Origin of the sequence: Streptomyces sp. NPDC046465 (assembly GCF_040646035.1) — a bacterium.
Taxonomy (GTDB): Bacteria; Actinomycetota; Actinomycetes; order Streptomycetales; family Streptomycetaceae; genus Streptomyces.
This window is the reverse complement of record NZ_JBEYZK010000008.1, coordinates 185,571-208,992: the sequence shown is the minus strand read 5'-3', so window position 1 is coordinate 208,992 and position 23,422 is coordinate 185,571. Positions and strand designations below refer to the sequence as shown.

Below are 23,422 nucleotides of genomic sequence, written 5' to 3'. Positions count from 1 at the left end.
CAATGCCTTTCGTCGAAAGTGGTCAGTGAGGGGTTAGATCACTGGCCGTAAACGAACGGCAGAACAATGCCGATGAGGGCGAGCGCCTCGCAGAAGGCGAAGCCGAGGATCTGGTTGGCACGGATCAGACCAGCGGCTTCGGGCTGACGGGCCAGGGCCTCGGTGCCCTTGCCGAAGACGATGCCGACGCCGATGCCGGGGCCGATCGCGGCGAGGCCGTAGCCGATGGAACCGGTGGAGCCGTGCAGGCCCTTCTCGGCGGCGAGGTTGACCATGTCGAGAGCAGCGGACATGCCGTTACTTCCTTCTCTTTCACTGGCCGGTGGGGGTTGGCCACCGGACGATCATGGGGCTTGTGGAGGCAGGCTGGTTCAGTGGTGCTCGGCGAGAGCACCCTGGAGGTACGAGCAGGCGAGGAGCACGAACACGTACGCCTGAACGGCCTGCACGAAAAGCTCGAAGAGGATCATGACCACGGTCATCACGAAGGAGACGCCGGCGGCCGGGATCATGTAGCTGTTCAGCAGGTACCAGGAGGCGACGGTGAACATCACCAGCATCAGGTGACCGGCGAACATGTTGGCGAACAGTCGCACCGCGTGCGTGAAGGGACGCACGAGCAGGTTCGAGAAGAGCTCGATGAACGAGACGAGCCACTTGATCGGACCGAGCGAGTTGTCGTAGCCGGTGACGTTCTTCCAACCGCCCACGAAACCATGGCGCTTGAAGGTCAGCGGCAGCCACGTCAGATAGACGATGCCGGCGAGCACGGCCGGGTAGGCGATGACCGACGAGACCGGGAACTGCGAGAGCGGAACCACGGACCAGATGTTCATGATCCAGATGAAGAAGAACATCGAGACCATCAGAGGGACGTACTTTTCGCCCTCCTTCTTACCAAGGGTCTCGTAGACGATGCCGCGGCGTACGAAGTCGTAGCCGGCCTCGCCCATCATCTGCAGCTTGCCCGGGATCACCTTGGCCTTGCCGAAGGCCGCGTAGAAGAACGTGACGACGACGAGCGTGGTCAGCAGGGCGAGCAGCATCACCTTGTTGAACTCGACCCCGCCGACGGTGGCGATCGGCTTGAAGAGGAACGAGTGCAGGCCCGGAGCCGGGAAGCCACAGCCGTTGTCGGACATGATCCGACAGCTCCAGTCAAAGGCGAGCTCAGTTTGGTCAGCACTCACCGCGGGCTCCTTCGGCGTGACGCATAGGTACGGCAACCTCGTTGTCGTGTCGGCGCGGCGCGCAGCCGCGGGTCGGCACCGGACTGGTGTTTCGGAAGTGTGAGCGGCATTCAGGCATCGAGCCTCGCGATCGTGCAGGCGTCAGCTCAGATGCCCGCGCCCGCAGTGCCGCAGTTGGCACCGGACGATAGCAGGATCTCGAACGGCCATTTATCCCGCCCCTACCCTTCACTGCGACGACCCCGACTTCTCCGGCTTGTCGCTGTTGTCGGAGTCGGGCTCGACGTAAAGGATCTTGGCCTTCATATGCGCGCGAGCCTGGCCGACCATCCACACGACGGTCGCGATGATGAGCGCGAGAGCGAACGCCTTGGGGTTGAACAGGTCCGTGTCCTTGAACAGGCCCACGAGAACGAGCAGCAACAGAAGTTGGGCGACGTAGAGCATCAGCCCCATCGCCTGAAAAAGATGCGGAAGAGATTTAGCCGTCCGTTGCAGGACGTACAACCCGAGCCCCATGAACACGATCACGACCAGCGTGCCGACGACGGCCCCGATGGCCCCCTTGCCACCCGCGACCACACCACTGACCACGGCGACGATCGCGCCGACGGCAGCTGTGGGTACAGCGGATTGGAGGAGAGTTCGGGTGTCTTGAGACGGCATGGCGGCAGCTCCGCTTACTGATGGGGGCAGGGTGTCGTCATGGACGAGCGTAGACCCGGGTCGAGAGGGTCCCTCGGGCCAATGGACCGTCGCACTACGGTCCTTCGGCTCTATCCCGGGGTTTCGTGAACGGTATCACAAACTATTTGATGAGGTCTTTACCTGCTGAGTGTGCTCGCTGTCACACATGAGAGGTAATCCGCGCGTCTGTGCATCCGGAGCGGCAACTTGTCTGGTAATGGGGCGATTTCAAGTCGGGCGTCAACGTGACGTACCGGCTTCTCGCCTCTCCGAGAGGTGTGAACGGTCGCCGACCGCGGTCGCTCCGTTGACACCGGCGCCGACGGGATCCTTCGACTCCGTTTCCCTCGCATCCTGTTCCGCCTCCAGCGCCACAGCCGCGGCGTTGCGCTCCGCACGGCGACGGCGGTAGCGCGGCGGCACAAAGGCCTCGGCCCACCGCGGGGTGCGCGGCGTGAAGCGCGGCAGCAGGAGCAGCACGAGACCCACGGCGCTCAGCGCGACGATGAGCAGCAGGATCCACATGCTCGTCGAGTGCACCGAGTAGGCGACGGTGCCGAAGGCGATGAGGGCCGACCAGAAGTACATGATCAGCACCGCGCGGCTGTGCGAGTGCCCGATCTCCAGGAGCCGGTGGTGGAGGTGGCCGCGGTCGGCGGCAAACGGCGACTTGCCGTTCCAGGTGCGCCGGACGATCGCGAGGACCAGGTCGGCGAAGGGGATCGCGATGATGGTCAGCGGCATCAGGAGCGGGATGAAGACCGGCAGCATCGCGTGCGTGGCATCGCGGCCGCCGCCGAAGTTCAGCTTCATCGCCGCCGGGTCGACCTGGCCGGTGACGGAGATCGCGCCCGCCGCGAGGACGAGACCGATGAGCATCGAGCCGGAGTCGCCCATGAAGACCCGGGCGGGGTGCATGTTGTGCGGCAGGAAGCCCAGGCACATGCCCATGAGGATGGCGGCGAAGAGCGTGGCGGGCGCCGCGGCCTCGATGCCGTAGCCGTACCAGATGCGGTAGGCGTACATGAAGGACGCCGCGGAGGCGATGCAGACCATGCCCGCCGCGAGGCCGTCGAGACCGTCGACGAAGTTGACGGCGTTGATCGTGATGACGACGAGCGCCACGGTGAGCAGCGTGCCCTGGCCGGAGGTGAGCGAGACCGTGCCGACGCCGGGGACCGGGATCCACAGGATCGTCAGCCCCTGCATGACCATGACGCCCGCGGCGATCATCTGGCCGCCGAGCTTGATCAGCGCGTCGATCTCGAACTTGTCGTCCAGAACACCGATGAGCCAGATCAGCGCGGCCCCGGACAGCAGGGCGCGCGGCTCGTTGGAGTTCTCGAAGACCGTGTTCAGGCTCGGCAGGTGGTCGGCGACCAGCAGACCGGCGCAGAGACCGAAGAACATCGCGATCCCGCCGAGCCGGGGCGTGGGCTCCCTGTGCACGTCGCGGGCGCGGATCTCCGGCATGGCACCGGCCACGATCGCGAACTTCCGCACCGGGCCGGTCAGCAGGTAGGTCACCGCGGCCGTGATGCAGAGCGTCAGCAGGTATTCACGCACGGGCTTCCCCACAGGTATCGCTGGCCATCTCAGCCCCACACCCTAGCTTTGCGCGCATACGGTTGGGGACTTCCGGGTAGCGACGATGGTTGCACGAGTACCGGCCTGTCCCTGACGCGGCCACCCCGTCCCGAGGGCCTTTCACCGGGATCAGCCCGGGTACGGCGGGAATCCTCCTACCAGTTCGCGTACCTCTTCTCGTACGTTCGAGTTCTCGCGCACCGCCGCGGCCAGCAGGCCCGCGACGCGTGACAGCTCCACTCCGGCCATGCCCTGAGTGGTGACGGCGGCCGTTCCCAGGCGCAGGCCGCGGGTTCCGGTGTGCGGCAGAGCGCAGGTGTCGAGGATGATTCCGGCTGCCGCGAGGCGGCCGCGGGCGGTCTGCGCGTCCACTCCCAGGGGGGTCGGATCGGCCAGGACCAGATGGGTGTCGGTGCCGCCGGTGGCGATCGCGAAGCCCTCGGTGGCCAGCGCCTGGGCCAGGACGCGCGCGTTCGCGACCACCTGATGGGCGTACGCCGTGAAGGCGGGTGTCGCCGCCTCGCCGAACGCCACGGCCTTCGCCGCGATCGTGTGCATCTGGGCGCCGCCCTGGGTGAACGGGAACACGGCCCGGTCGATGCGCTCCGCGAGCCCGGCGCCGCAGAGCAGGAGGCCGCCGCGCGGGCCGCGCAGCACCTTGTGCGTGGTGGCGCAGACGACGTCGGCGTGCGGCACGGGGCTGGGCGCCGCTCCCCCGGCGACCAGGCCCATGGGGTGCGCGGCGTCGGCGATGAGGTAGGCGCCCACGTCGTCGGCGATCTCGCGGAAGGCGGCGTACTGGATGTGCCGCGGGTAGGAGATCGAGCCGCACACGATGGCCTTGGGGTGGTGCGCGCGGGCGAGGGCGTGCACCTGGTCGTAGTCGATCAGGCCGCTGCCCGCGTCCACTCCGTAGCCGACGAAGTCGAACCAGCGGCCGGAGAAGTTCGCGGGTGAGCCGTGCGTGAGGTGACCGCCGTCCGGCAGGCCCATCGCCAGGACCGTGTCGCCGGGGCGCAGCAGCGCGGCGTACGCGGCGAGGACCGCGGAGGACCCGGAGTGCGCCTGGACGTTGGCGTGCTCGGCGCCGAACAGGGCCTTGGCACGGTCGACGGCGATCCGTTCGGCGGCGTCGACCAGCTCGCAGCCGCCGTGGTGGCGGGCGCCGGGATAGCCCTCGGCGTACTTGTTGGCGAGCGGCGAGCCGAGCGCGGTGAGCACGGCGGGCGACTGGAAGTTCTCGGCGGCGATCAGCTGGAGACCGTCGGCCTGCCGGGCACTCTCGCCGATGAGGACCTCGGCGAGCTCGGGGTCCTGCCGGCGCAGCGCGTCGAGATCCGTGTACGCCGCGGGGGCGGAGGGTGCGGTGCTGACCGTCATCGTGGGCTCCGGGGCCGGTGCGGGGGTGACCTCAGATCCAATGTAGGCCTGCGCGGGCCGCTCCGCGCGGGCCCGCCGCTACATGTGCGCGGGCACCCCGGTCAGCGCCGTCACCACGGGGTCGAGCGCCTGGTTGATCTCGTCGCCCACCGATCTGAAGAACGGCAGGGGCGCACCGTACGGGTCGTACACCTCGTCGGCCTCCACGGTGGGCGCGAGGAGCCAGCCGCGCAGGGCCGCCGCGGCGCGCACCAGGGCCCGCGCACGCTCGACCACGCCGTCCCCGTCGGGGTCCGGCAGCGTCGTCGGGTCTATGGCCCGCACGAGCCGCGTGAACTCCTTGAGCGTGAACGTGCGCAGTCCCGCCGAGTGCCCCATGGAAATGACCTGCGCCCGGTGGTCGCGGGTCGCGGTCAGGACCAGGTCGGCGCGGATCACGTGGTCGTCGAGGAGCTCGCGGCCCATGAAGCCGGTGGGGTCCGCGCCGTAGTCGGCGAGGACCGCCTCGGCGTTGGTCTCCATCGGGGCGCCCTCGTGCCCCCAGGTGCCCGCGCTCTCCACGATGAGGCCGCCGGTGAGGGGGTCGCCGAGGCGGTCGGCCAGGGCATGCCGGGTCAGCCGCTCGGTGATCGGCGAGCGGCAGACGTTGCCGGTGCTGACGTGGAGGATGCGGAAGGAGCCCGCGGATCCCGGGAAGCCCGCTATGCCACGCCCCGTCTCAGGGGCTGTCAATTCGCCACCTCGAGGTCGGGTACCACCTTGCGCAGCTCGTCCGCGTCAAGGGCGCCCGCGCGGAGCAGGACCGGCACCTTGCCCGTGACGTCGACGATCGACGACGGGACGATGCCGGGCGTCGGGCCGCCGTCCAGGTAGACGGAGACGGAGTCGCCGAGCATCTCCTGGGCGGAGTCGCAGTCCTCGGGGGCGGGGTGCCCGGTGAGGTTGGCGGAGGAGACGGCCATCGGGCCGACCTCGGTGAGCAGCTCGATGGCGACGGGGTGCAGCGGCATGCGGATGGCGACCGTGCCGCGGGTGTCGCCGAGGTCCCACTGCAGGGACGGCTGCTGCTTGGCGATGAGGGTCAGGGCGCCGGGCCAGAAGGCGTCGACGAGCTCCCAGGCCATCTCGGAGAAGTCGGTGACCAGGCCGTGCAGCGTGTTCGGCGAGCCGATGAGCACGGGGGTGGGCATGTTGCGCCCGCGGCCCTTCGCGTCGAGCAGGTCGGCGCACGCCTCCGGGGTGAAGGCGTCGGCACCGATGCCGTAGACGGTGTCGGTGGGCAGCACGACCAGCTCGCCACGGCGGACGGCGGACGCGGCCTCGCGCAGACCGGTCGTACGGTCGGTCGCGTCGTTGGTGTCGTATCGCCGTGCCATTTAGCGGGCCTCCTCGTACACGAACTGCTCAGTTGAAGTCTGGGTCACGGCATCGCCCTGCGGGCGGTCGCGAAGCGCGGGCGGTTGTTCAGGTCGGGGTGGTCGGCCGCGTCGGCCCAGCCCCGCTCCTCCGTGAAGATCCACGGGACCTGGCCGCCCTGGGTGTCGGCGTGCTCGATGACGACGACCCCGCCCGGTCGCAGCAGCCGGTGGGCGGTGCGCTCGATGCCGCGGATCAGCTCCAGGCCGTCCTCCCCGGAGAAGAGCGCGAGTTCCGGGTCGTAGTCGCGGGCTTCCGGGGCGACATACTCCCACTCGGTGAGCGGGATGTACGGCGGGTTGGAGATGACGAGGTCGACCTGGCCGTCGAGCTCGGGGAGCGCGTCACGGGCGTCGCCCCGGGAGAGCTTGACCCTGGACCCCTCGACGTTCTTCCGCGTCCACTTCAGGGCGTCCTCGGAGAGCTCCACGGCGTGCACCCGCGAGCGCGGGACCTCCTGGGCGAGCGCGAGGGCGATGGCGCCCGAACCGGTGCACAGATCGACGATCAGCGGCTCGACCACGTCCATGGCGCGCACGGCGTCTATGGCCCATCCGACGACCGACTCGGTCTCCGGTCGCGGTACGAAGACACCGGGGCCGACCTGCAGCTCCAGATACCGGAAGTAGGCGTGTCCGGTGATGTGCTGCAGCGGCTCGCGGGCCTCGCGCCGGGAGACCGTCTCCCAGTAGCGGGCGTCGAAGTCGGCGTCCTTGACGGAGTGCAGCGCACCGCGCTTCACGCCGTGCACGAAGGCGGCGAGCTCCTCCGCGTCGTTGCGCGGCGAGGGCACGCCCGCGTCGGCGAGGCGCTGGGTGGCCTGGGCCACTTCCGCGAGCAGCACGCTGCGGGGGTTCGGGGGTCGCCCCCCAATATGTTGCTGCACGCTGGTCCTCCGGGACGGGTCGTGAAGGGTCGTACGGGGGGTGGCTTACGCGGCGGCGAGCTTGGCTGCGGAGTCGGCGTCGACGCAGGCCTGGATGACCGGATCGAGTTCGCCGTCGAGCACCTGGTCCAAGTTGTACGCCTTGAAACCGACGCGGTGGTCCGAGATCCGGTTTTCCGGGAAGTTGTACGTACGGATCTTCTCGGAGCGGTCGACGGTGCGGACCTGGCTGCGGCGGGCGTCCGCGGCCTTGCTCTCCGCCTCTTCCTGGGCCGCCGCGAGGAGCCTGGAGCGCAGAATACGCATCGCCTGCTCCTTGTTCTGCAGCTGGCTCTTCTCGTTCTGGCAGGAAGCGACCACTCCGGTGGGCACGTGCGTGATGCGTACCGCGGAGTCGGTGGTGTTGACGGACTGGCCGCCGGGCCCGGAGGAGCGGTAGACGTCGATGCGCAGGTCGTTGGCGTGGATCTCGACGTCGATCTCCTCGGCCTCGGGCGTCACCAGGACACCGGCGGCGGAGGTGTGGATGCGTCCCTGGGACTCGGTGGAGGGCACGCGCTGCACGCGGTGCACGCCGCCCTCGTACTTCAGCCGCGCCCAGACGCCCTGCCCCGGCTCGGTCGCGCCCTGGCCGCCCTTGGTCTTCACGGCGACCTGCACGTCCTTGTAGCCGCCGAGCTCGGACTCGGTGGAGTCGATGATCTCGGTCTTCCAGCCCACGCGCTCCGCGTACCGCAGGTACATGCGCAGCAGGTCGCCGGCGAACAGGGCCGACTCGTCGCCGCCCGCGCCCGCCTTGACCTCCAGGATGACGTCCTTGTCGTCGGACGGGTCCCGGGGCACGAGCAGCAGCCGCAGCTTCTCGGTGATCTCCCCGCGCTGCCGCTCCAGGTCCTTGACCTCGGCGATGAAGTCGGGGTCGTCGGCGGCGAACTCGCGCGCCGTCTCGATGTCGTCCCCGGTCTGCTTCCAGGAGCGGTACGTCGTGACGATCGGGGTCAGCTCGGCGTAGCGCTTGTTCAGCTTGCGCGCGTTGGCCTGGTCGGCGTGGACCGACGGGTCGGCGAGCTTCTTCTCGAGATCGGCGTGTTCGCCGATCAGTTCCTCGACCGCCTCGAACATTCGGGGGCTCCTGGTTTTCTACGCGGTGGCTCTAGGCGTTTTGGCTGCGGGACGGCAAAAGCGCCGGTCCCGGCCGCCCCCTCGCGAGGGCGGCCGACGACCGGCGCAGTGGCTCGCTACTTGTTGGCAGCCGCAGCCTTGCCGAAGCGGGCCTCGAAGCGGGCCACGCGGCCACCGGTGTCGAGGATCTTCTGCTTGCCCGTGTAGAACGGGTGGCACTCGGAGCAGACCTCGGCACGGACGGTGCCGCTGGAGATCGTGCTGCGGGTGGTGAACTCCGCGCCGCAGGTGCAGCTGACCTGGGTCTCGAAGTACTCGGGGTGGATTTCGCGCTTCAAGGTGTCTCCTAGTTTCGGGAGGGCGCCGGGTCGTACACGCGGATTGCTCGTACGTGAACCGGGGCCGACGTACCAGTCTGCCAGGACCGGCCGTATCTCCCAAAACCGGGGTAGGTGCCGATCTATTCCCCACGGGGCCTTCAGTGGCTGGTGACCACGTCGCCCGCCTCGCCCTTGTCGCCCGCCGACTGGTCGGTGGCGGACTTGGGTATGTGCTTGTCGGCCCTGAGGGCGTCCCAGACCTCCCGGTCGGCCTTCTCCAGGGGAAGCACGCGGTTGAGGTCGTTTGGGTCGTACTCGATGGGCAGCGTGACCATCTTCATGTCGCCCGCGCCGATGCCCTTGAGGCCGTTCGCGAAGCTCGCGAGGGACTTCACGTCGTTCAGGTCGGAGTCGGTGGTGATGGCGCTGGTCGCGTCGTTCGCCAGGTCGTACAGCTTCTTCGGGTTGCCGAAGACCCCGACGTCCTTGACCTGGTCGAGCAGCGCCTTGATGAAGGCCTGCTGGAGCTGGATGCGGCCGAGGTCGCTGCCGTCGCCGACGCCGTGCCGGGTGCGGACGAGGCCGAGGGCCTGCTCGCCGGTGAGCGAGTGCTTGCCGGCTTCCAGGTCGAGGTGGCTGTCCTTGTCGTGGATGGCCTTCTTGGTGGTGATGTCGACGCCACCGAGGGTGTTGATGAGCTTCTTGAAGCCCGTGAAGTCGACCTCGACGTAGTGGTCCATCCGGATGCCGGACATCTTCTCGACGGTCTTGACGGCGCAGGCGGGGCCGCCGACCTCGTACGCCGTGTTGAACATCTGCCGCGGACCGCCGGGGTCCGTTCTGTCGCCCTCGCTCTTGCACGAGGGCCGGGTTATCAGGGTGTCGCGGGGTATGGAGACGACGCTGGCCGTCTTGTGGCCCTTGTGGACGTGCACGATCATCGCGGTGTCCGAGCGGGCCGCGCCCTCGTCCTTGCCGTACTTGGCGTTGTCGCCGGAGCGCGAGTCGGAGCCGAGGACGAGGATGTCCTGGGAGCCGTTGTCGACGTCCAGGGGGCGGTCGGTGCCGAGCGCGGCGTTGATGTCGACGCCCTTGATGTTGCCGTTGAGCTTGAAGTACAGGAAGCCGGCACCGGCTCCGCCGAGGACGACCACCGAGGCCGCGGTCCACGCCGTGATGACGAGCGCCTTGCTGCGCTTGCGGGGCTTGCGACGCCGGCCGCCACCGCCGCGGGGGCGCTGGGTCTTCCCCTCGGCCGTGCCCGCGGACATGCTCTCGTCGGTCATGCGCTCCTCAAGTCCTCGTCGGTCGGTTACCCCCTGCTTTCAGGGCCAGGCGCGGTCTGTCGTCACTTGTCAGACGGCGAATCCGGTTGAAGGGTTGCACAGCGCCCTGTGCGCGCCCCGGGTACCACCGATCACGGACCGTGTACCCCTACCCTCCGATTTCAGCCCCCACCTGCGCCTTTTTCCGTCACCCTCGGCGCTGGGCCACGGCCCGTGACCGTGAGAATCTCTTATGCGTGTGGCCAAGGTCTCGCCGGTCACAGACGCAACAAAAGGGCCGCCCCGTCACAGCTGTGACGGGGCGGCCCTTTTATGAACGGTACGAACGGTGCGGACGACTAGTCGTTGCCGTTGCCCGGCGCCGGGGTCGTCTTCTGGATCTGCAGCAGGAACTCGGCGTTCGACTTCGTCTGCTTCATCTTGTCCAGGAGCAGCTCGATCGCCTGCTGCTGGTCGAGCGCGTGCAGCACGCGGCGCAGCTTCCAGGTGATGGCGAGCTCGTCGCTGCCGAGCAGGATCTCTTCCTTACGGGTACCGGACGCGTCCACGTCCACCGCCGGGAAGATGCGCTTGTCGGCGAGCTTGCGGTCAAGCTTGAGCTCGGCGTTGCCGGTGCCCTTGAACTCCTCGAAGATGACCTCGTCCATGCGCGAACCGGTGTCGACGAGCGCGGTCGCGAGGATGGTCAGCGAGCCGCCGTCCTCGATGTTGCGCGCGGCGCCGAAGAAGCGCTTGGGCGGGTACAGCGCCGTCGAGTCGACACCACCGGACAGGATGCGGCCGGAGGCCGGGGCGGCGAGGTTGTACGCACGGCCCAGACGCGTGATCGAGTCGAGCAGCACGACGACGTCGTGGCCCAGCTCCACCAGACGCTTGGCGCGCTCGATGGCGAGCTCGGCGACCGTGGTGTGGTCCTCGGCGGGACGGTCGAAGGTCGAGGAGATGACCTCGCCCTTCACCGACCGCTGCATGTCGGTGACCTCTTCCGGACGCTCGTCGACCAGGACGACCATCAGGTGGCACTCGGGGTTGTTGATGGTGATCGCGTTGGCGATCGCCTGGAGGATCATGGTCTTGCCGGTCTTCGGCGGGGCCACGATCAGACCGCGCTGACCCTTACCGATGGGCGCCACGAGGTCGATGATGCGGGTGGTGAGGACGCCCGGGTCGGTCTCCAGACGGAGCCGGTCCTGCGGGTAAAGGGGCGTCAGCTTGTTGAACTCCGGGCGCCCGCGCCCGGATTCGGGCGCCATGCCGTTCTGCGAGTCCAGGCGGACGAGCGCGTTGAACTTCTCGCGGCGCTCGCCGTCCTTGGGCTGGCGCACGGCGCCGGTGACGTGGTCGCCCTTGCGCAGGCCGTTCTTGCGGACCTGGGCGAGGGAGACGTACACGTCGTTGGGACCGGGGAGGTAGCCCGACGTACGGATGAACGCGTAGTTGTCGAGGATGTCCAGGATGCCCGCGACGGGGATCAGGACGTCGTCGTCGGAGACCTGCGGCTCGTTGCCGAAGCCCTGCTCGTCGCGGCCACGACGTCCGCGACGGTCGCGGTAGCGGCCGCGACGGCCGCGACGGCCACCCTCGAAGTCGTCGTCATCCTGCGGGCCGTTGTCACGCTGACGGTCCTGGCGGTCCTGCCGGTCCTGACGGCCCCCGCCACCCTGCTGCTGACGGTCCTGCCGGTCCTGCCGGTCCTGGCGCTCCGGACGGCCACCGCCCTGGCCGCCGCCCTGACCGCCGCCTTGACCGCCGGCCTGCTGGTCGTCGCCCTTGTTGCCGCGGCGGTCACGGTCGCGGTCACGACCGCGGCCCTGCCGGTCACGGCGCTCGCGGCGACCCTCGGCGTTGTTGTCGCCGGAGTTGTCGCCGCCCTTGTCGCCCTTGGCCTCGGACGTGTCGCCCTTGGCGTCGGCCTTCGACTCGGCCTTCGCGTCGGCGGTGACCGTCTCCGGGCTGCCCGCCTCTGCGGTGGCACGGCGCCGACGACGCTCGCCCGCAGCCGACTGATCGTCGCTGGCCGGCTGACCGGGAATGTCGATCTGCTGCTGGGCCGCGGCCTTGTCGGCCTTGGCGCCCTCGGCCTTGGCGGCGCTCGCCTTACCGGCGGGCTCGGCGGCGTCCTCGCCCGTACGGGCCTTCGAGGTGGCCCGGCGCTTGGGCTTGGTCTCGGTGGTGTCCCCGGAGGCCGCGGCGCTCTTCGCCGGGGCCCCGCCCCCTGCCTGCGCCTCCTTGATGACCTCGATCAGCTGGCTCTTGCGCATGCGCCCGGTGCCCTTGATTCCAAGGCCCGATGCGACCTGCTGCAGTTCCGCCAGCACCATGCCCTCGAGGCCGGTGCCGCGGCGCCGCCGGGACCCGGCCGAAGCACCGGTGGCAGGCGCCGCAGAGGCGTCCGTGGCGGGCGTGTCGGCAGTCACGCCCATCAGATCGGTGGTGTCGCTCACGAAGGGTCCTTCCCTGGAGCGGGCGTCGGCCTGTCTGGCTCGGCGACCGGTTGTGCTGTCCGGCGGTCGGTCCTTGCTTTCCTGTGGACCGTGCCGGGGCGGTGGTCCGCCAACGCGGCGGAAGAATTCATTGGTGATGGCGATTCCCGGTGCGGTGCCACTGAGGTGCGGTGTCACTCGGCTCGGTCACGCCGGTTCCGGAGCGTGCTCAGGACCGCTCAGTGCAAGGCACAGAGCAGTTTGGGGGGCTCCCGGAAGAATGGTTGTCCCGGACGGGGACACAAAGCACCTCGCCATGGTGAGGTCGGGTGCAGACTTGAGATTAACACTACCGGATCCAACAAACATTCCCCCTCTCGGGATCGGGACACCCCGAAATCCCTGTGTTCACTGCGTCAGGGCGCAAGCGGCAGCACGCTCGCTCCCTTGGCGTCGAGCGCCAGGCGATTGGCCGCCCAGCTCTCCCCCGCCAGGCGTGCGACCTTGTCGGCCGCACTGTCTTCGACCAGCGCGAGGACCGTGGGGCCCGCGCCGGAGATCACCGCGGGCACGCCGTCGGCGCGCAGCCGCTCCACCAGGGCCGTGCTCTCCGGCATGGCCGGGGCGCGGTACTCCTGGTGCAGACGGTCCTCGGTGGCGGCGAGCAGCAGCTCGGGGCGCCTGGTCAGGGCCTCGACGAGCAGGGCCGCGCGGCCCGCGTTGGCAGCCGCGTCGACGTGCGGGACGGTGCGCGGGAGCAGGCCGCGCGCCGTCTCGGTGAGTACGGGCTTTCCCGGTACGAAAACCACTGGAACGACGGAATCGATGGGGTCCATCCGGATCGCCCGCGCCGTTCCCCCGTCCATCCAGGAGAGCGTGAAGCCGCCGAGCAGACAGGCGGCGACGTTGTCGGGGTGGCCCTCGATCTCGGTGGCGAGTTCGAGCAGCGCGGCGTCGTCCAGCCTGGCCTCGCCGCCTATCGTCACGGCGCGCGCGGCGACGATACCGGCGCAGATGGCGGCGGAGGACGAGCCGAGGCCACGGCCGTGCGGGATGCGGTTGGCGCAGACGATCTCCAGGCCGCGCGGCTGTCCGCCGAGCAGGTCGAAGGCGGTGCGCAAGGACCGTACGAGCAGATGGGACTCGTCGCGCGGGAGGTTGTCGCTGCCCTCCCCCGCGATGTCGATGTTCAGTCCGGAGTCGGCCACCCGGACGACCACGTCGTCGTACAGCCCCAGCGACAGGCCGAAGGCGTCGAAGCCCGGGCCGAGGTTGGCGCTGGTGGCGGGGGTGCGCACCCGGACGGCGGCGGCGCGGAAAGCGGGACCGGCCATCGCTCGATGACTCTCCTTGAGCTGCGTGTTTTTGAGGCTCCGTATTTTTCAGTACGTGCCACATGTACGGAACACCCGAAGGCCGCGAACAACGGCGGCACCGGCATATGCGGTGGGCGGGTTCGGTACAGCCTATCGAAGGAAGGTTCCGTGGCGACATAGGGCGCACAGGAGGCGCACGATGCGTGTCGTAAGCCCCCTGTGCCACCCCCTGTACGGAGTTGCGGGTTCTGCCCGCGGTTACGCGAGGCCCCGCGGTTACGCGAGGCCGAGACGCTCGGCCGCGGCGGCGGCGTCGACCGGGACGGTGACCGGCTGCGGGGCGCCCGCGACGGCCCAGTCCGGGTCCTTGAGGCCGTTGCCGGTCACGGTACAGACGATCTTCTGGCCCTTGTCGACCTTGCCCTGCTCGGCGGCCTTCAGCAGACCGGCGACGGACGCGGCGGACGCGGGCTCGACGAAGACACCCTCCTGGGACGCCAACAGCTTGTAGGCGCGCAGGATCTCACGGTCCGTCACCTCGTCGATGAGGCCGCCGGACTCGTCGCGCGCGGCGAGCGCGTGCTGCCAGGACGCGGGGTTGCCGATGCGAATCGCCGTGGCGATCGTGGAGGGGTCCTTGACGATCTCGCCGCGCACGATGGGCGCCGAGCCGGAGGCCTGGAAGCCCCACATCCGGGGGGTACGGGTCGACACCGCGTCGGCCGCGTACTCCTTGTAGCCCTTCCAGTAGGCGGTGATGTTGCCGGCGTTGCCGACGGGAAGGACATGGAGGTCGGGGGCGTCACCGAGCGCGTCGACGATCTCGAACGAGGCGGTCTTCTGGCCCTCGATGCGGAACGGGTTCACCGAATTGACCAGCGCCACCGGGTAGTTCTCCGACAGGGCTCGAGCCAGGTTCAAGCAGTCGTCGAAGTTGCCGTCGACCTGCAGGATCTTCGAGCCGTAGACGAGCGCCTGGCCCATCTTGCCGAGCGCGATCTTGCCCTGCGGCACGAGGACGGCGCAGACCATCCCGGCGCGTACGGCATAGGCGGCGGCGGACGCCGACGTGTTGCCGGTGGAGGCGCAGATGACGGCCTTCGCGCCCTCCTCCTTGGCCTTGGTGATCGCCATGGTCATGCCGCGGTCCTTGAAGGACCCCGTGGGGTTGGCACCCTCGACCTTGAGGTGGACCTCGCAGCCGGTGCGCTCGGAGAGCACCTGTGCGGGCACGAGCGGCGTACCGCCCTCGCGAAGCGTCACGACCGGCGTGGTGCCGGAGACCGGAAGACGGTCCCGGTACTCCTCGATGATTCCGCGCCACTGGTGGGTCATTGCTGCTTACTCCCCTTCAACCCGCATGATGCTGGCGACACCACGCACGGTGTCGAGATTGCGCAACGCCTCGACGGTGCCGGTGAGGGCGGCGTCGGGCGCGCGGTGGGTGACGACGACGAGGGAGGCCTCGCCGTCCTTGCCCGTCTGACGGACCGTATCGATCGATACGCCGTGCTCGGCGAAGACCGTCGCGACCTGGGCGAGCACGCCCGGCTTGTCGGCCACGTCGAGGCTGATGTGATAGCGCGTGACGACCTCGCCCATGGAGCTCACGGGCAGCTGGGTGTACGCGGAGTCGCCGGGCCCGGTGGCCTCGGCGAGCTTGTTGCGGCAGACGGCGACGAGGTCGCCGAGGACGGCGGACGCGGTGGGCGAGCCACCGGCGCCGGGTCCGTAGAACATCAGCTGCCCCGCGGCCTCCGCCTCGACGAAGACGGCGTTGTACGCGCCGCGCACCGAGGCCAGCGGATGGCTGAGCGGAATCATCGCGGGGTGCACGCGCGCGGTGACGGACCCGCCGTCGGCCGCCCGCTCGCAGATGGCGAGCAGTTTGATGGTGCAGCCCATGCGCTTCGCGGACGCGAAGTCGGCGGCGGTGACCTCGGTCATGCCCTCGCGGTACACGTCGTCGAGGCGCACGCGCGTGTGGAACGCGATCCCGGCGAGGATGGCGGCCTTGGCGGCGGCGTCGAAGCCTTCGACGTCGGCGGTCGGGTCGGCTTCCGCGTACCCGAGCGCGGTGGCCTCGTCGAGGGCCTCCTGATAGCCGGCACCGGTGGTGTCCATGGCATCGAGGATGAAGTTCGTGGTCCCGTTCACGATGCCGAGGACGCGGTTGACCTTGTCTCCGGCGAGGGACTCGCGCAACGGCCTGATCAGCGGAATCGCCCCGGCGACGGCGGCCTCGTAGTACAGATCCCGACCGTGCTCGACGGCGGCGGCGTGCAGCGCGGCGCCGTCCTGCGCGATGAGCGCCTTGTTCGCGGAGACGACCGACGCACCGTGTTCGAAGGCGGTGGTGATGAGGGTCCTGGCGGGCTCGATCCCACCGATCACCTCGACGATCACGTCGATGTCGCCCCGCTTGACCAGCGCGGTCGCATCCGTGGTGATCAGCGAAGGATCGATTCCCTCACGCACCTTGGAGGGGCGGCGGACGGCGACCCCGGCGAGCTCCACCGGGGCGCCGATCCTGGCCGCGAGGTCGTCGGCGTGCGTCGTCATGATGCGCGCCACCTCTGAGCCGACGACCCCACAGCCCAGCAGCGCCACCTTCAGCGGACGCGTACGCATCATCCGACCTCACTTCTCATACATCTACGGTGGAACCAGTCTCACCCACCGGAACGGACTTTCTGTCCATCGTCCGGATCGTGAGACGTCTATTCCATTATGCGATTCATTGCCCGACTCGATGTCCGACTCGATGTCCGGCTCATTATCCGACGTCGAGACGGAGGAGGTCCTCCTCCGTCTCACGCCGGACGATCACCCGCGCCGCACCGTCCTTGACGGCGACGACGGGCGGGCGAAGCGCGTGGTTGTAGTTGCTCGCCATTGAGCGGCAGTACGCACCGGTCGCGGGCACGGCGATCAGGTCACCGGGCGCCAGGTCGGCCGGAAGGAAAGCGTCGCGTACGACGATGTCCCCACTCTCGCAGTGCTTGCCGACGACGCGCACCAGGACGGGCTCGGCGTCGGAGGAGCGGGAGACGAGGGCGACGCTGTACTCGGCGTCGTACAGCGCCGTGCGGATGTTGTCGGACATGCCGCCGTCCACGGACACGTACGTCCGCAGCCCTTCGAGGGGCTTGATCGTGCCGACCTCGTAGAGGGTGAAGGCGGTCGGGCCGACGATGGCGCGCCCCGGCTCGACGGAGATGCGGGGCGTACGGAGCTTCGCGGCAGCGCACTCGCGCGCGACGATCTCGTTCAGCGCCTTCGCGATCTCGTGCGGCTCGCTGGGGTCGTCGTCCGAGGTGTACGCGATGCCGAGGCCGCCGCCGAGGTCGATCTCGGGCAGCTCCACGCCGTGCTCGTCCCGCACCTCGGCGAGCAGCTGCACCACGCGCCGCGCGGACACCTCGAACCCGGCCATGTCGAAGATCTGCGACCCGATGTGGCTGTGGATCCCGATGAGTTCGAGCCCGTCGAGCTTGAGGGCCCGGCGCACGGCCTCCGCGGCCTGCCCGTCGGCCAGCGCGAGCCCGAACTTCTGGTCCTCGTGCGCGGTGGCGATGAACTCGTGGGTGTGCGCCTCGACGCCGACGGTCACCCGGATCTGCACGGGCTGGCGCTTGCCGTGCCGCTCCGCGATGTGCGCGACGCGCACGATCTCCTGGAAGGAGTCGAGCACGATGCGCCCGACACCGGCAAGGACGGCCCGCTCGATCTCGTCGGGGGTCTTGTTGTTCCCGTGGAAGGCGATGCGCTCGGCGGGCATGCCCGCGTCGAGGGCGGTGGCGAGCTCACCGGCGCTGCACACGTCCAGGTTGAGCCCTTCCTCGTGCAGCCACCGCACGATGGCCCGCGACAGGAACGCCTTCCCGGCGTAGAAGACGTCGGCGTCGTCGCCGAAGGCGTCGCGCCAGGCCTGGCACCGGGCGCGGAAGTCGGCCTCGTCGAGGAAGTACGCGGGGGTGCCGAACTCCTCGGCGAGCCGGGTCACCGCGATGCCGCCCGTGCTGACGACGCCGTCGGCGCCGCGGGTGACGGTGCGGGACCACACCTTGGGGTCCAGCGCGTTGAGGTCGGCGGGCGGGGCGCTGTAGTGGCCCTCGGGGTACACGTCGGCGTGGCGGGGGCCGGCGGGGTGTGCGGAACGGCTCATGGCTCTGTCGTCTCGTCTCTCACGTATGTCACATCCGTAGCATTCATCACGTCGGACGCCTTTTCTTGCTCACGTCTTCGTGCTCGCGTCTTCGTGCTCACGGATGTCACAGATGTTCGGGTGCGCTGATGCCGAGCAGGGACAGGCCACCGGCAAGCACCGTCCCGGCGGCTTCGGCGAGCGCGAGCCGGGCGCGGTGGGCGGCCGAGGGTTTCTCGTCACCCAGCGGCAGGACGGTCCCCTGCAGGGCGAGCATCTCGTCGGCGGTGACCACGAGGTGCCGGGCGAGGCGGTCGGGGGCGCGGTGGCGGGCCGCGGCGGCGAGAACGGCCGGGTAGGCCTCGATCTGCCGCAGCAGCTCGGTCGCGTCGACCTCGCCGTCCCCGGGGACGGCGCCGAAGCCGAGGTCGGCGGCATTGCGCATGAGCCTCCGACAGCGGGCGTGCGCGTACCGGACGCGGAAGAGGGGGTTGCTCTCCCGCTGTACGAGGTGCGCGTCGCCGCCCTGCTCGGGGGTGACGCGGGGATGATCGTGGGCGGCGGGATGGAGCAGCGCCCACCGACCGGCGTCACGACCGAGGCGGAGGGTGGCTTCCGCGGGGGCGGGGACGGGGCGCAGGGTGGGCAGCGGCTCGGGCGGCTGTCCGTGCCCGTCGACGCGTACGTCGAGACCGTCCGCCCCTGCCTTCGTCCAGGCGGGCTCCGGTGCGGCGTCGCACGTGACGCGGACGAGGACGCCCTGCGAGCGCAGAATCCGCCGGACACTGTCGGCGACGACGACGGCGCGGACCTCGTGCGGCACGTGGATCTGGGCTAGCTGTCCGGTGTCGGGGTGGATGTGCCCGTAGCAGCGCCCCTGCGCCAGCACGCCGCGCACGAGTGATTCGGCCGCCGCGCCGGGCGAGCCCGCGAGGGTGATGTTGAGGAACCCGCCCCCGGTGATGTCGACCCCGGCGATACCGGGCTCGTCGACGAGCCGCGCGGACAGCACCTCGGCGACCTGCCGCGGCGGCCGTCCGGCGGCACCGGCGATCTGCAGGGCGAGGTTGGTGGCGTAGTCCCCACACCCCCCGGGCCGCGGCCGCTCGACCCGCACGCGCCCCTCACCGACGGCCGCGACATCCCCCCGAAGCTCCCCGGCATCGACGGCATGGCGCATGGCGCGCAGCACGGTGCGGGAGAGCTCGACGGGGGTCACGGCACCAGCGTATGGGAGGAGGGGGGTGGGGACGCGAGTCGGTTTGGCGGATGGTCCGGGATGTGGACGGGGCGGGCCGGTGGCCTTCAGGGGTGGGCCCAGCGTCGGGGGGGCTCAGCGTCGGGGGGCTCAGCCTCCGGGGTGCGCGGCGCGCTCGGTCTCGCCGGTGCAGCCGCCCATTCCGGCGCCACCGCCGGAGCCCGCTCCGGACCCGTGCGCCCGGCACTCGCTCCCCAGGGCCCCTCCCACGGACCCGCGCTCGCGCTCGCGTCCATGCCCCTGGTGCGCCGGACAGCTCTGATGCCCTTGGCGATCGAGCCCGGCACTGGCCCCGCTCGCCCCGTCCATCAACTGCTGCACGACCCCGACCAGTTCGCTGGGCTCGAAGGGCTTGGCGAGGAAGGCGTCGACGCCGACCTCAAGACCGTTCTCGACCTCGTACTGCGTACACGCACTGATGACGACGATCGGCAGATGGCGGGTCCGCGCGTCGGACCGCAACCGCGCCGCGGTCCGCAGCCCGTCGAGCCGGGGCATCACGACGTCGAGGGTGACCACATCGGGCTGGACCTGCTGCACGACGTCCAGGCATTCGACACCGTCGGCCGCGGTCACGACCTCGAAGCCCTCCAGCTCGAGGTTGACCCTGATCAGTTGCCGAATGACCTTGTTGTCGTCCACAACAAGCACGCGGCCGGGCACGCCTGACACACCTCGAGAGTAGGTCCGCACCCCCGGCCGCGTCCCGGTTTTCCCTACTTCCGGCCCGCGCGAGGCGCCCGGCGAGGCCCCCCGCAGAAGAGGCACGCAGACCCGGCCGAGCCTCCCTCAGGGGCAACGAAATACCTGTTCATGGGGAGCCCCGAAGAGCTGGTAGGGTTCAACCCGTCGCCGCGCAAGCGGGTCGATACGCCCCCGTAGCTCAGGGGATAGAGCAACGGCCTCCGGAGCCGTGTGCGCAGGTTCGAATCCTGCCGGGGGCACCTTGTATGAGGTGCCCAAAGACCCCGCCATCAGCGGTTTCGCTGAGGACGGGGTCTTCGCGTATCTACAGGCAGATGTCGTCGGAAGCAGCCGCTCACTAGTGATCACGTTGCAACAACGTGTTGATCTTGCATAGCTCCCCGGCTTTGCTCACGTCAGCGGCCCCTTCGGCACCCACAAGGCCCCATGAGCTCCGAAGGTCAGCAACCGTCCGCAGGATCGGTCCAGTCGTCCGACACTTGAGGTGACCTCCAGACGCCGGCGTCCGGGCGGTCGAGAACCGGCGGCTCCTCATGGCCGGGTATTTGAGTCCCGTCGACGACGGTCTCGAGCGAGAGCTGCACGTATCGCAGGTAGCCGCGAATGTCCCTCACAACTCCTGCACCGCGCTCCTGGCCCTTGCCTCGCCACCCAACGTCGTAGGACAACTTCACAAGCGTCCTGTACCGAACCCTGATTTCGGTCTCACCGATCAAGGGAAGGTCGGTCATCATTCCTCGGCGCAGCCCCTGGAGTGCGGCACGGCACTGGCCCCGAGCATGCTCGCTCAGCCGTGGCGTCTCCCTCGACACGTCAGGCAGGGATGGCAACCAGTCATAGAGGGTGGCTAACGTCTCCAACAATTGGCTCGCCGCGGCGGATGCTCGCTCCCGTTGCCGCTCTGCATGTGCCAATTGAGTAGCAGCAGCTTGTTGAGCGACAGCAAGATCCGCTTGCGCAGCGATCGCCCTAGTTGTCTGCCATCGAGCCACCAGAACCGTGATGGCGCCACCAACCAGGGTGCCAACCAGGGCACTTACGGCTTGACTTGCAAGAACACTCCAACTGTCCACGGGCATATCGTCATGGCCACGGGCCGCGCCTCACAAGAACGCGTAAGGGCGCCCGTTGCTCTGACCACACCCCAAGCGCATGGGCGGCAACCCTGACACCATGGAAGGCGATTGATGAGTTCCTGTGGCGAGGGTTGAGCCGAGCCGTCGGTCAGCGCCAGGCGCAAGAGTTCGGCGACGCGTTCGGCCGTGTCGGGTGATACGCGGCCCAGCTCGACCCGGCCGTGCCCGAAGGCATTCAACTCCGTGCGCAGGTACGGAAAGTTCTTCTCCAGGCCCGCGCTCATGAGGGCATCGCGCAGTGCTGCCGTCGCGTTTCGGGCTGCGTACCAGGCGTCGCTGTCGAGAGGGGACCACGCGGCAGCGTCGCGTTCACCGGGCGGATGGATCGGCATCAGTCGTCCATCTCCTCGTGGAGAACGGTGGCCGACGCGCACGGAGTCCGGTACAGCTCGTCGAAGCGGTCGATCCTGGCCAGGAGTTCGGCGGACGCCACCATGGCGGTCGCCATCGCGACCGGGCGCAGCGGGTTGGCCTCCGGCCGGCGCATCGGTGCGCGGAGCCACTGATAGCGGTCGTCGGAGAGCGGGGTGGGGCCGGGCACGACCACTGCGGAGCCTTGGTCGAGGTACCGGTACGGAGGCAGAGAAGTCGTTTCGCGGTCGAGGCAGCAGGTGAAGGTCTCGCGGCTTCCGGAGCCGAGGAAGAAGCCGACTTTCTGCGCCTTGCGGTCGACGACCGTCGGTCCGAAGGGCATCGCGCTGTGCAGGAAGCGGTCGAACATCTCCATGCCGAGGCGCTGTCCCACGCTCACCACGTCGAAGAGGCGACCGGTCGAAAGGAGGGTCGGTATGCGCGGGTCATCCGCCCAGACCTGTTGGCACTCAGCTGGGTTGTCTGCTGCCGCCGTCAGCCACTCGACGCCTCGCCTTGTCATCCGCTGCACGTCGTCCCACCTTCAGCTGGAATCGCGTCGGCTCAGTGCCGCCGTGAGTCCAGACTCGTGGTCCGGCATGGGACCAGGTCAGATGACGAGAGGTGACGGGGGATGACGCGTCCACGAAGGTCGCGTCATCCCCCGTCATCTGTCCCGCGCGGCACGGCCTCCGATTACTGCCTGCAAGGGGAGGTCACCAGCGCGTACATTCACGCAGGCAGGGCGAGTTACCCCATATCGACGACGCCATAAGCGCACAGGAGTAAAGGGGTCGCGTCTCCATGAAGCCGACCAGTGTCCGTTTACGTGAGGCTCGCATCGGTCGTGGTTGGAGCCAGCCGCGACTGATCAGGGAGTTGCGCCAGGCGGCCGCCCGGCGTGGACATCAGCTCCCGTCGGACAGCAGCGTCAAGCGCCGAATCGCCAGTTGGGAGAACGGGCACAGCGTTCCCGACGACTTCTACGGCCCGCTGATCTGCGATGCGTACTCCGTGGATGCTGGAGGACTTGGACTGGAACACAGCCAGTCCAAGAACGCGGCCGTACTCGATGTGGCGTATCCCGTCAGCCCGGACGACGCCATCCAGACGGTCGGGCAGTTGTGGCGTGCGGATCTCAGTCAGTACGACCCGCTGCTCACATCGGAACCGTCCGAGCCCGCGTGGAGCGAGGCATCTCTTCGGTGGTTGGTAGGGCCGGAGCCTGGTACCCCTCGACCGCGCAACAACGGCGTTCGCGTCGGTGCCGGTGACGTGGCAGCGGTCAAGACCACGGCGGATTTCTTCGCCCGGCTCGACGACCAGTTCGGCGGAGACCACGCGCGCCATTCAGTCATCCAGTACCTCAACAACGACGTGGCACCGCTACTGCGAGGCCAGTACACCGAGCAGGTAGGTCGCGCGCTCTTCTCCACCGTTGCGGAAGCCACGCTCCTCGCCGGTTGGATGTCGTACGACGCATGCCGTCATGGCCTGGCACAGCGGTACTTTCTCCAAGCGCTCCGCCTCGCCCAGGACGCCAATGACCGTCGGCTCGCGGGCAGCATCCTGAGCGCGATGAGTCACCAAGCGACCTTCCTGGGGCGGTGCACCCAGGCCGCCACCCTCGCCCGTGCGGCTCTCATGGGAATCTCCCTGGTGGCCACGCCGACACTTCGGGGCCAATTTCATGCCATGGAGGCCCGCGCCCTTGCACGTGCGGGTGATGTCGTCGGGTGCGAGGCCGCGCTGAATGCCGCAGCCAAGGCCATGGGGTGCCGGAACAGCGTGGACGAGCCGGAGTGGATCAGCTACTTCGACGACATCGAGCTTGCCGCCGAAGCCGCCCACTGCTTCCGGGATGTCAACAGCGCCCGCCAGGCGGTGGCTCATGCGGAGAACGCCATGAGCGGCAACCACGTGCGCAGCGACTTCTTCGCGACCATGGTTCTCGCCGACGCCCACCTGTGTGCGGGTGAGGTCGAGGAAGCATGCCGCGTAGCTCTCGATGCTCTCGATCTCGGTGAGCAGCTCAAGTCCGCGAGGTGCGTCACCTACCTCGCCGAGTTCCGCCGGAACCTCGGCACGAGAAGCCCGAACACAGCGGCACGAGACCTTGCCGAGGAAGCGCGGGACCACAGGCTGTGGATGGCTGCTGAGCCATGCGGTCAGAGGTCAGCCAGCGGCTGAGCTACTCGTCAGCTCTCGGGAA

At 69.0% G+C, this 23,422-nt stretch carries 21 protein-coding genes, 1 tRNA gene and 1 pseudogene; 2 read left to right on the top strand and 21 right to left on the bottom strand.

The window, feature by feature from the left end:
- Positions 1-38 precede the first annotated feature (38 nt).
- From atpE to ABZ953_RS14855, 18 genes are all read right to left on the bottom strand, one after another.
- A complete protein-coding gene (gene atpE / locus ABZ953_RS14940) occupies positions 39-293 on the bottom strand; it encodes an ATP synthase F0 subunit C (RefSeq protein ID WP_361722449.1) in 255 nt (84 codons plus the stop codon).
- A gap of 78 nt (positions 294-371) precedes the next feature.
- Complete coding sequence (atpB, locus tag ABZ953_RS14935; RefSeq protein ID WP_361722765.1) at positions 372-1,142, bottom strand: F0F1 ATP synthase subunit A; 771 nt, start codon at positions 1,140-1,142, stop codon at positions 372-374.
- 276 nt (positions 1,143-1,418) lie between these two features.
- Positions 1,419-1,856, bottom strand: coding sequence for a hypothetical protein (locus ABZ953_RS14930; protein ID WP_361722446.1), 438 nt, complete (start codon positions 1,854-1,856; stop codon positions 1,419-1,421).
- Positions 1,857-2,117: 261 nt separating this feature from the next.
- The gene (locus ABZ953_RS14925; protein ID WP_361722443.1) at positions 2,118-3,443 is read right to left on the bottom strand and encodes an MraY family glycosyltransferase; all 1,326 of its coding nucleotides are present in this window, start codon (positions 3,441-3,443) and stop codon (positions 2,118-2,120) included.
- A gap of 150 nt (positions 3,444-3,593) precedes the next feature.
- Entirely contained in the window at positions 3,594-4,844 is a 1,251-nt protein-coding gene (glyA, locus tag ABZ953_RS14920) for a serine hydroxymethyltransferase (RefSeq protein ID WP_361722440.1), read from the bottom strand.
- A gap of 78 nt (positions 4,845-4,922) precedes the next feature.
- Complete coding sequence (locus ABZ953_RS14915; RefSeq protein WP_361722437.1) at positions 4,923-5,576, bottom strand: protein-tyrosine-phosphatase; 654 nt, start codon at positions 5,574-5,576, stop codon at positions 4,923-4,925.
- Entirely contained in the window at positions 5,573-6,220 is a 648-nt protein-coding gene (locus ABZ953_RS14910) for an L-threonylcarbamoyladenylate synthase (protein WP_361722434.1), read from the bottom strand. Before ABZ953_RS14910 ends, ABZ953_RS14915 begins: the two co-directional genes overlap by 4 nt.
- A 44-nt stretch (positions 6,221-6,264) precedes the next feature.
- On the bottom strand, positions 6,265-7,146 hold the full coding sequence (gene prmC, locus ABZ953_RS14905; protein ID WP_361722431.1) for a peptide chain release factor N(5)-glutamine methyltransferase: 882 nt from the start codon (positions 7,144-7,146) through the stop codon (positions 6,265-6,267).
- A gap of 45 nt (positions 7,147-7,191) precedes the next feature.
- Positions 7,192-8,268: a peptide chain release factor 1 gene (gene prfA / locus ABZ953_RS14900; RefSeq protein ID WP_361722428.1), complete on the bottom strand. Its 1,077-nt coding sequence runs from the start codon at positions 8,266-8,268 to the stop codon at positions 7,192-7,194.
- A gap of 116 nt (positions 8,269-8,384) precedes the next feature.
- Positions 8,385-8,606, bottom strand: a complete 222-nt coding sequence (gene rpmE, locus ABZ953_RS14895) for a 50S ribosomal protein L31 (RefSeq protein ID WP_361722425.1) — start codon at positions 8,604-8,606, stop codon at positions 8,385-8,387.
- Positions 8,607-8,746: 140 nt separating this feature from the next.
- Positions 8,747-9,874, bottom strand: coding sequence for an LCP family protein (locus ABZ953_RS14890; protein ID WP_361722422.1), 1,128 nt, complete (start codon positions 9,872-9,874; stop codon positions 8,747-8,749).
- Positions 9,875-10,212: 338 nt separating this feature from the next.
- Entirely contained in the window at positions 10,213-12,318 is a 2,106-nt protein-coding gene (gene rho / locus ABZ953_RS14885; protein ID WP_361722419.1) for a transcription termination factor Rho, read from the bottom strand.
- A gap of 395 nt (positions 12,319-12,713) precedes the next feature.
- Entirely contained in the window at positions 12,714-13,631 is a 918-nt protein-coding gene (gene thrB / locus ABZ953_RS14880) for a homoserine kinase (RefSeq protein ID WP_361722416.1), read from the bottom strand.
- Positions 13,632-13,889: 258 nt separating this feature from the next.
- A complete protein-coding gene (gene thrC / locus ABZ953_RS14875) occupies positions 13,890-14,948 on the bottom strand; it encodes a threonine synthase (protein ID WP_361722413.1) in 1,059 nt (352 codons plus the stop codon).
- A 6-nt stretch (positions 14,949-14,954) separates the two neighbouring features.
- On the bottom strand, positions 14,955-16,247 hold the full coding sequence (locus ABZ953_RS14870) for a homoserine dehydrogenase (protein ID WP_361722410.1): 1,293 nt from the start codon (positions 16,245-16,247) through the stop codon (positions 14,955-14,957).
- A 142-nt stretch (positions 16,248-16,389) separates the two neighbouring features.
- On the bottom strand, positions 16,390-17,781 hold the full coding sequence (lysA, locus tag ABZ953_RS14865; protein ID WP_361722407.1) for a diaminopimelate decarboxylase: 1,392 nt from the start codon (positions 17,779-17,781) through the stop codon (positions 16,390-16,392).
- A gap of 106 nt (positions 17,782-17,887) precedes the next feature.
- A complete protein-coding gene (nrtL, locus tag ABZ953_RS14860) occupies positions 17,888-18,979 on the bottom strand; it encodes an ArgS-related anticodon-binding protein NrtL (protein ID WP_361722404.1) in 1,092 nt (363 codons plus the stop codon).
- A gap of 129 nt (positions 18,980-19,108) precedes the next feature.
- Positions 19,109-19,711, bottom strand: a complete 603-nt coding sequence (locus tag ABZ953_RS14855; protein ID WP_361722401.1) for a response regulator — start codon at positions 19,709-19,711, stop codon at positions 19,109-19,111.
- Between the two features lie 179 nt (positions 19,712-19,890).
- On the opposite strand from ABZ953_RS14855, the gene ABZ953_RS14850 reads away from it, so the two are divergent.
- Positions 19,891-19,962 (top strand) — tRNA-Arg (locus tag ABZ953_RS14850).
- A 201-nt stretch (positions 19,963-20,163) separates the two neighbouring features.
- On the opposite strand, the gene ABZ953_RS14845 is transcribed toward ABZ953_RS14850, so the two are convergent.
- From ABZ953_RS14845 to ABZ953_RS14835, 3 genes and pseudogenes are all read right to left on the bottom strand, one after another.
- Positions 20,164-20,454 carry a hypothetical protein gene (locus tag ABZ953_RS14845; RefSeq protein ID WP_361722398.1) on the bottom strand — a complete coding sequence of 97 codons (291 nt, stop codon included), beginning with the start codon at positions 20,452-20,454 and terminating at the stop codon, positions 20,164-20,166.
- Between the two features lie 494 nt (positions 20,455-20,948).
- Positions 20,949-21,191: pseudogene (locus ABZ953_RS14840) on the bottom strand (hypothetical protein); the annotation flags it as partial.
- Entirely contained in the window at positions 21,191-21,733 is a 543-nt protein-coding gene (locus ABZ953_RS14835; RefSeq protein WP_361722762.1) for a bifunctional DNA primase/polymerase, read from the bottom strand. The pseudogene ABZ953_RS14840 and the gene ABZ953_RS14835, both read right to left, overlap by 1 nt.
- Before the next feature lie 281 nt (positions 21,734-22,014).
- Between ABZ953_RS14835 and ABZ953_RS14830 the strand changes: the two genes are divergently transcribed.
- Positions 22,015-23,400 (top strand): hypothetical protein, encoded by a 1,386-nt coding sequence (locus ABZ953_RS14830; RefSeq protein WP_361722395.1) that lies wholly within the window; start codon positions 22,015-22,017, stop codon positions 23,398-23,400.
- The last annotated feature ends 22 nt before the right edge of the window (positions 23,401-23,422 follow it).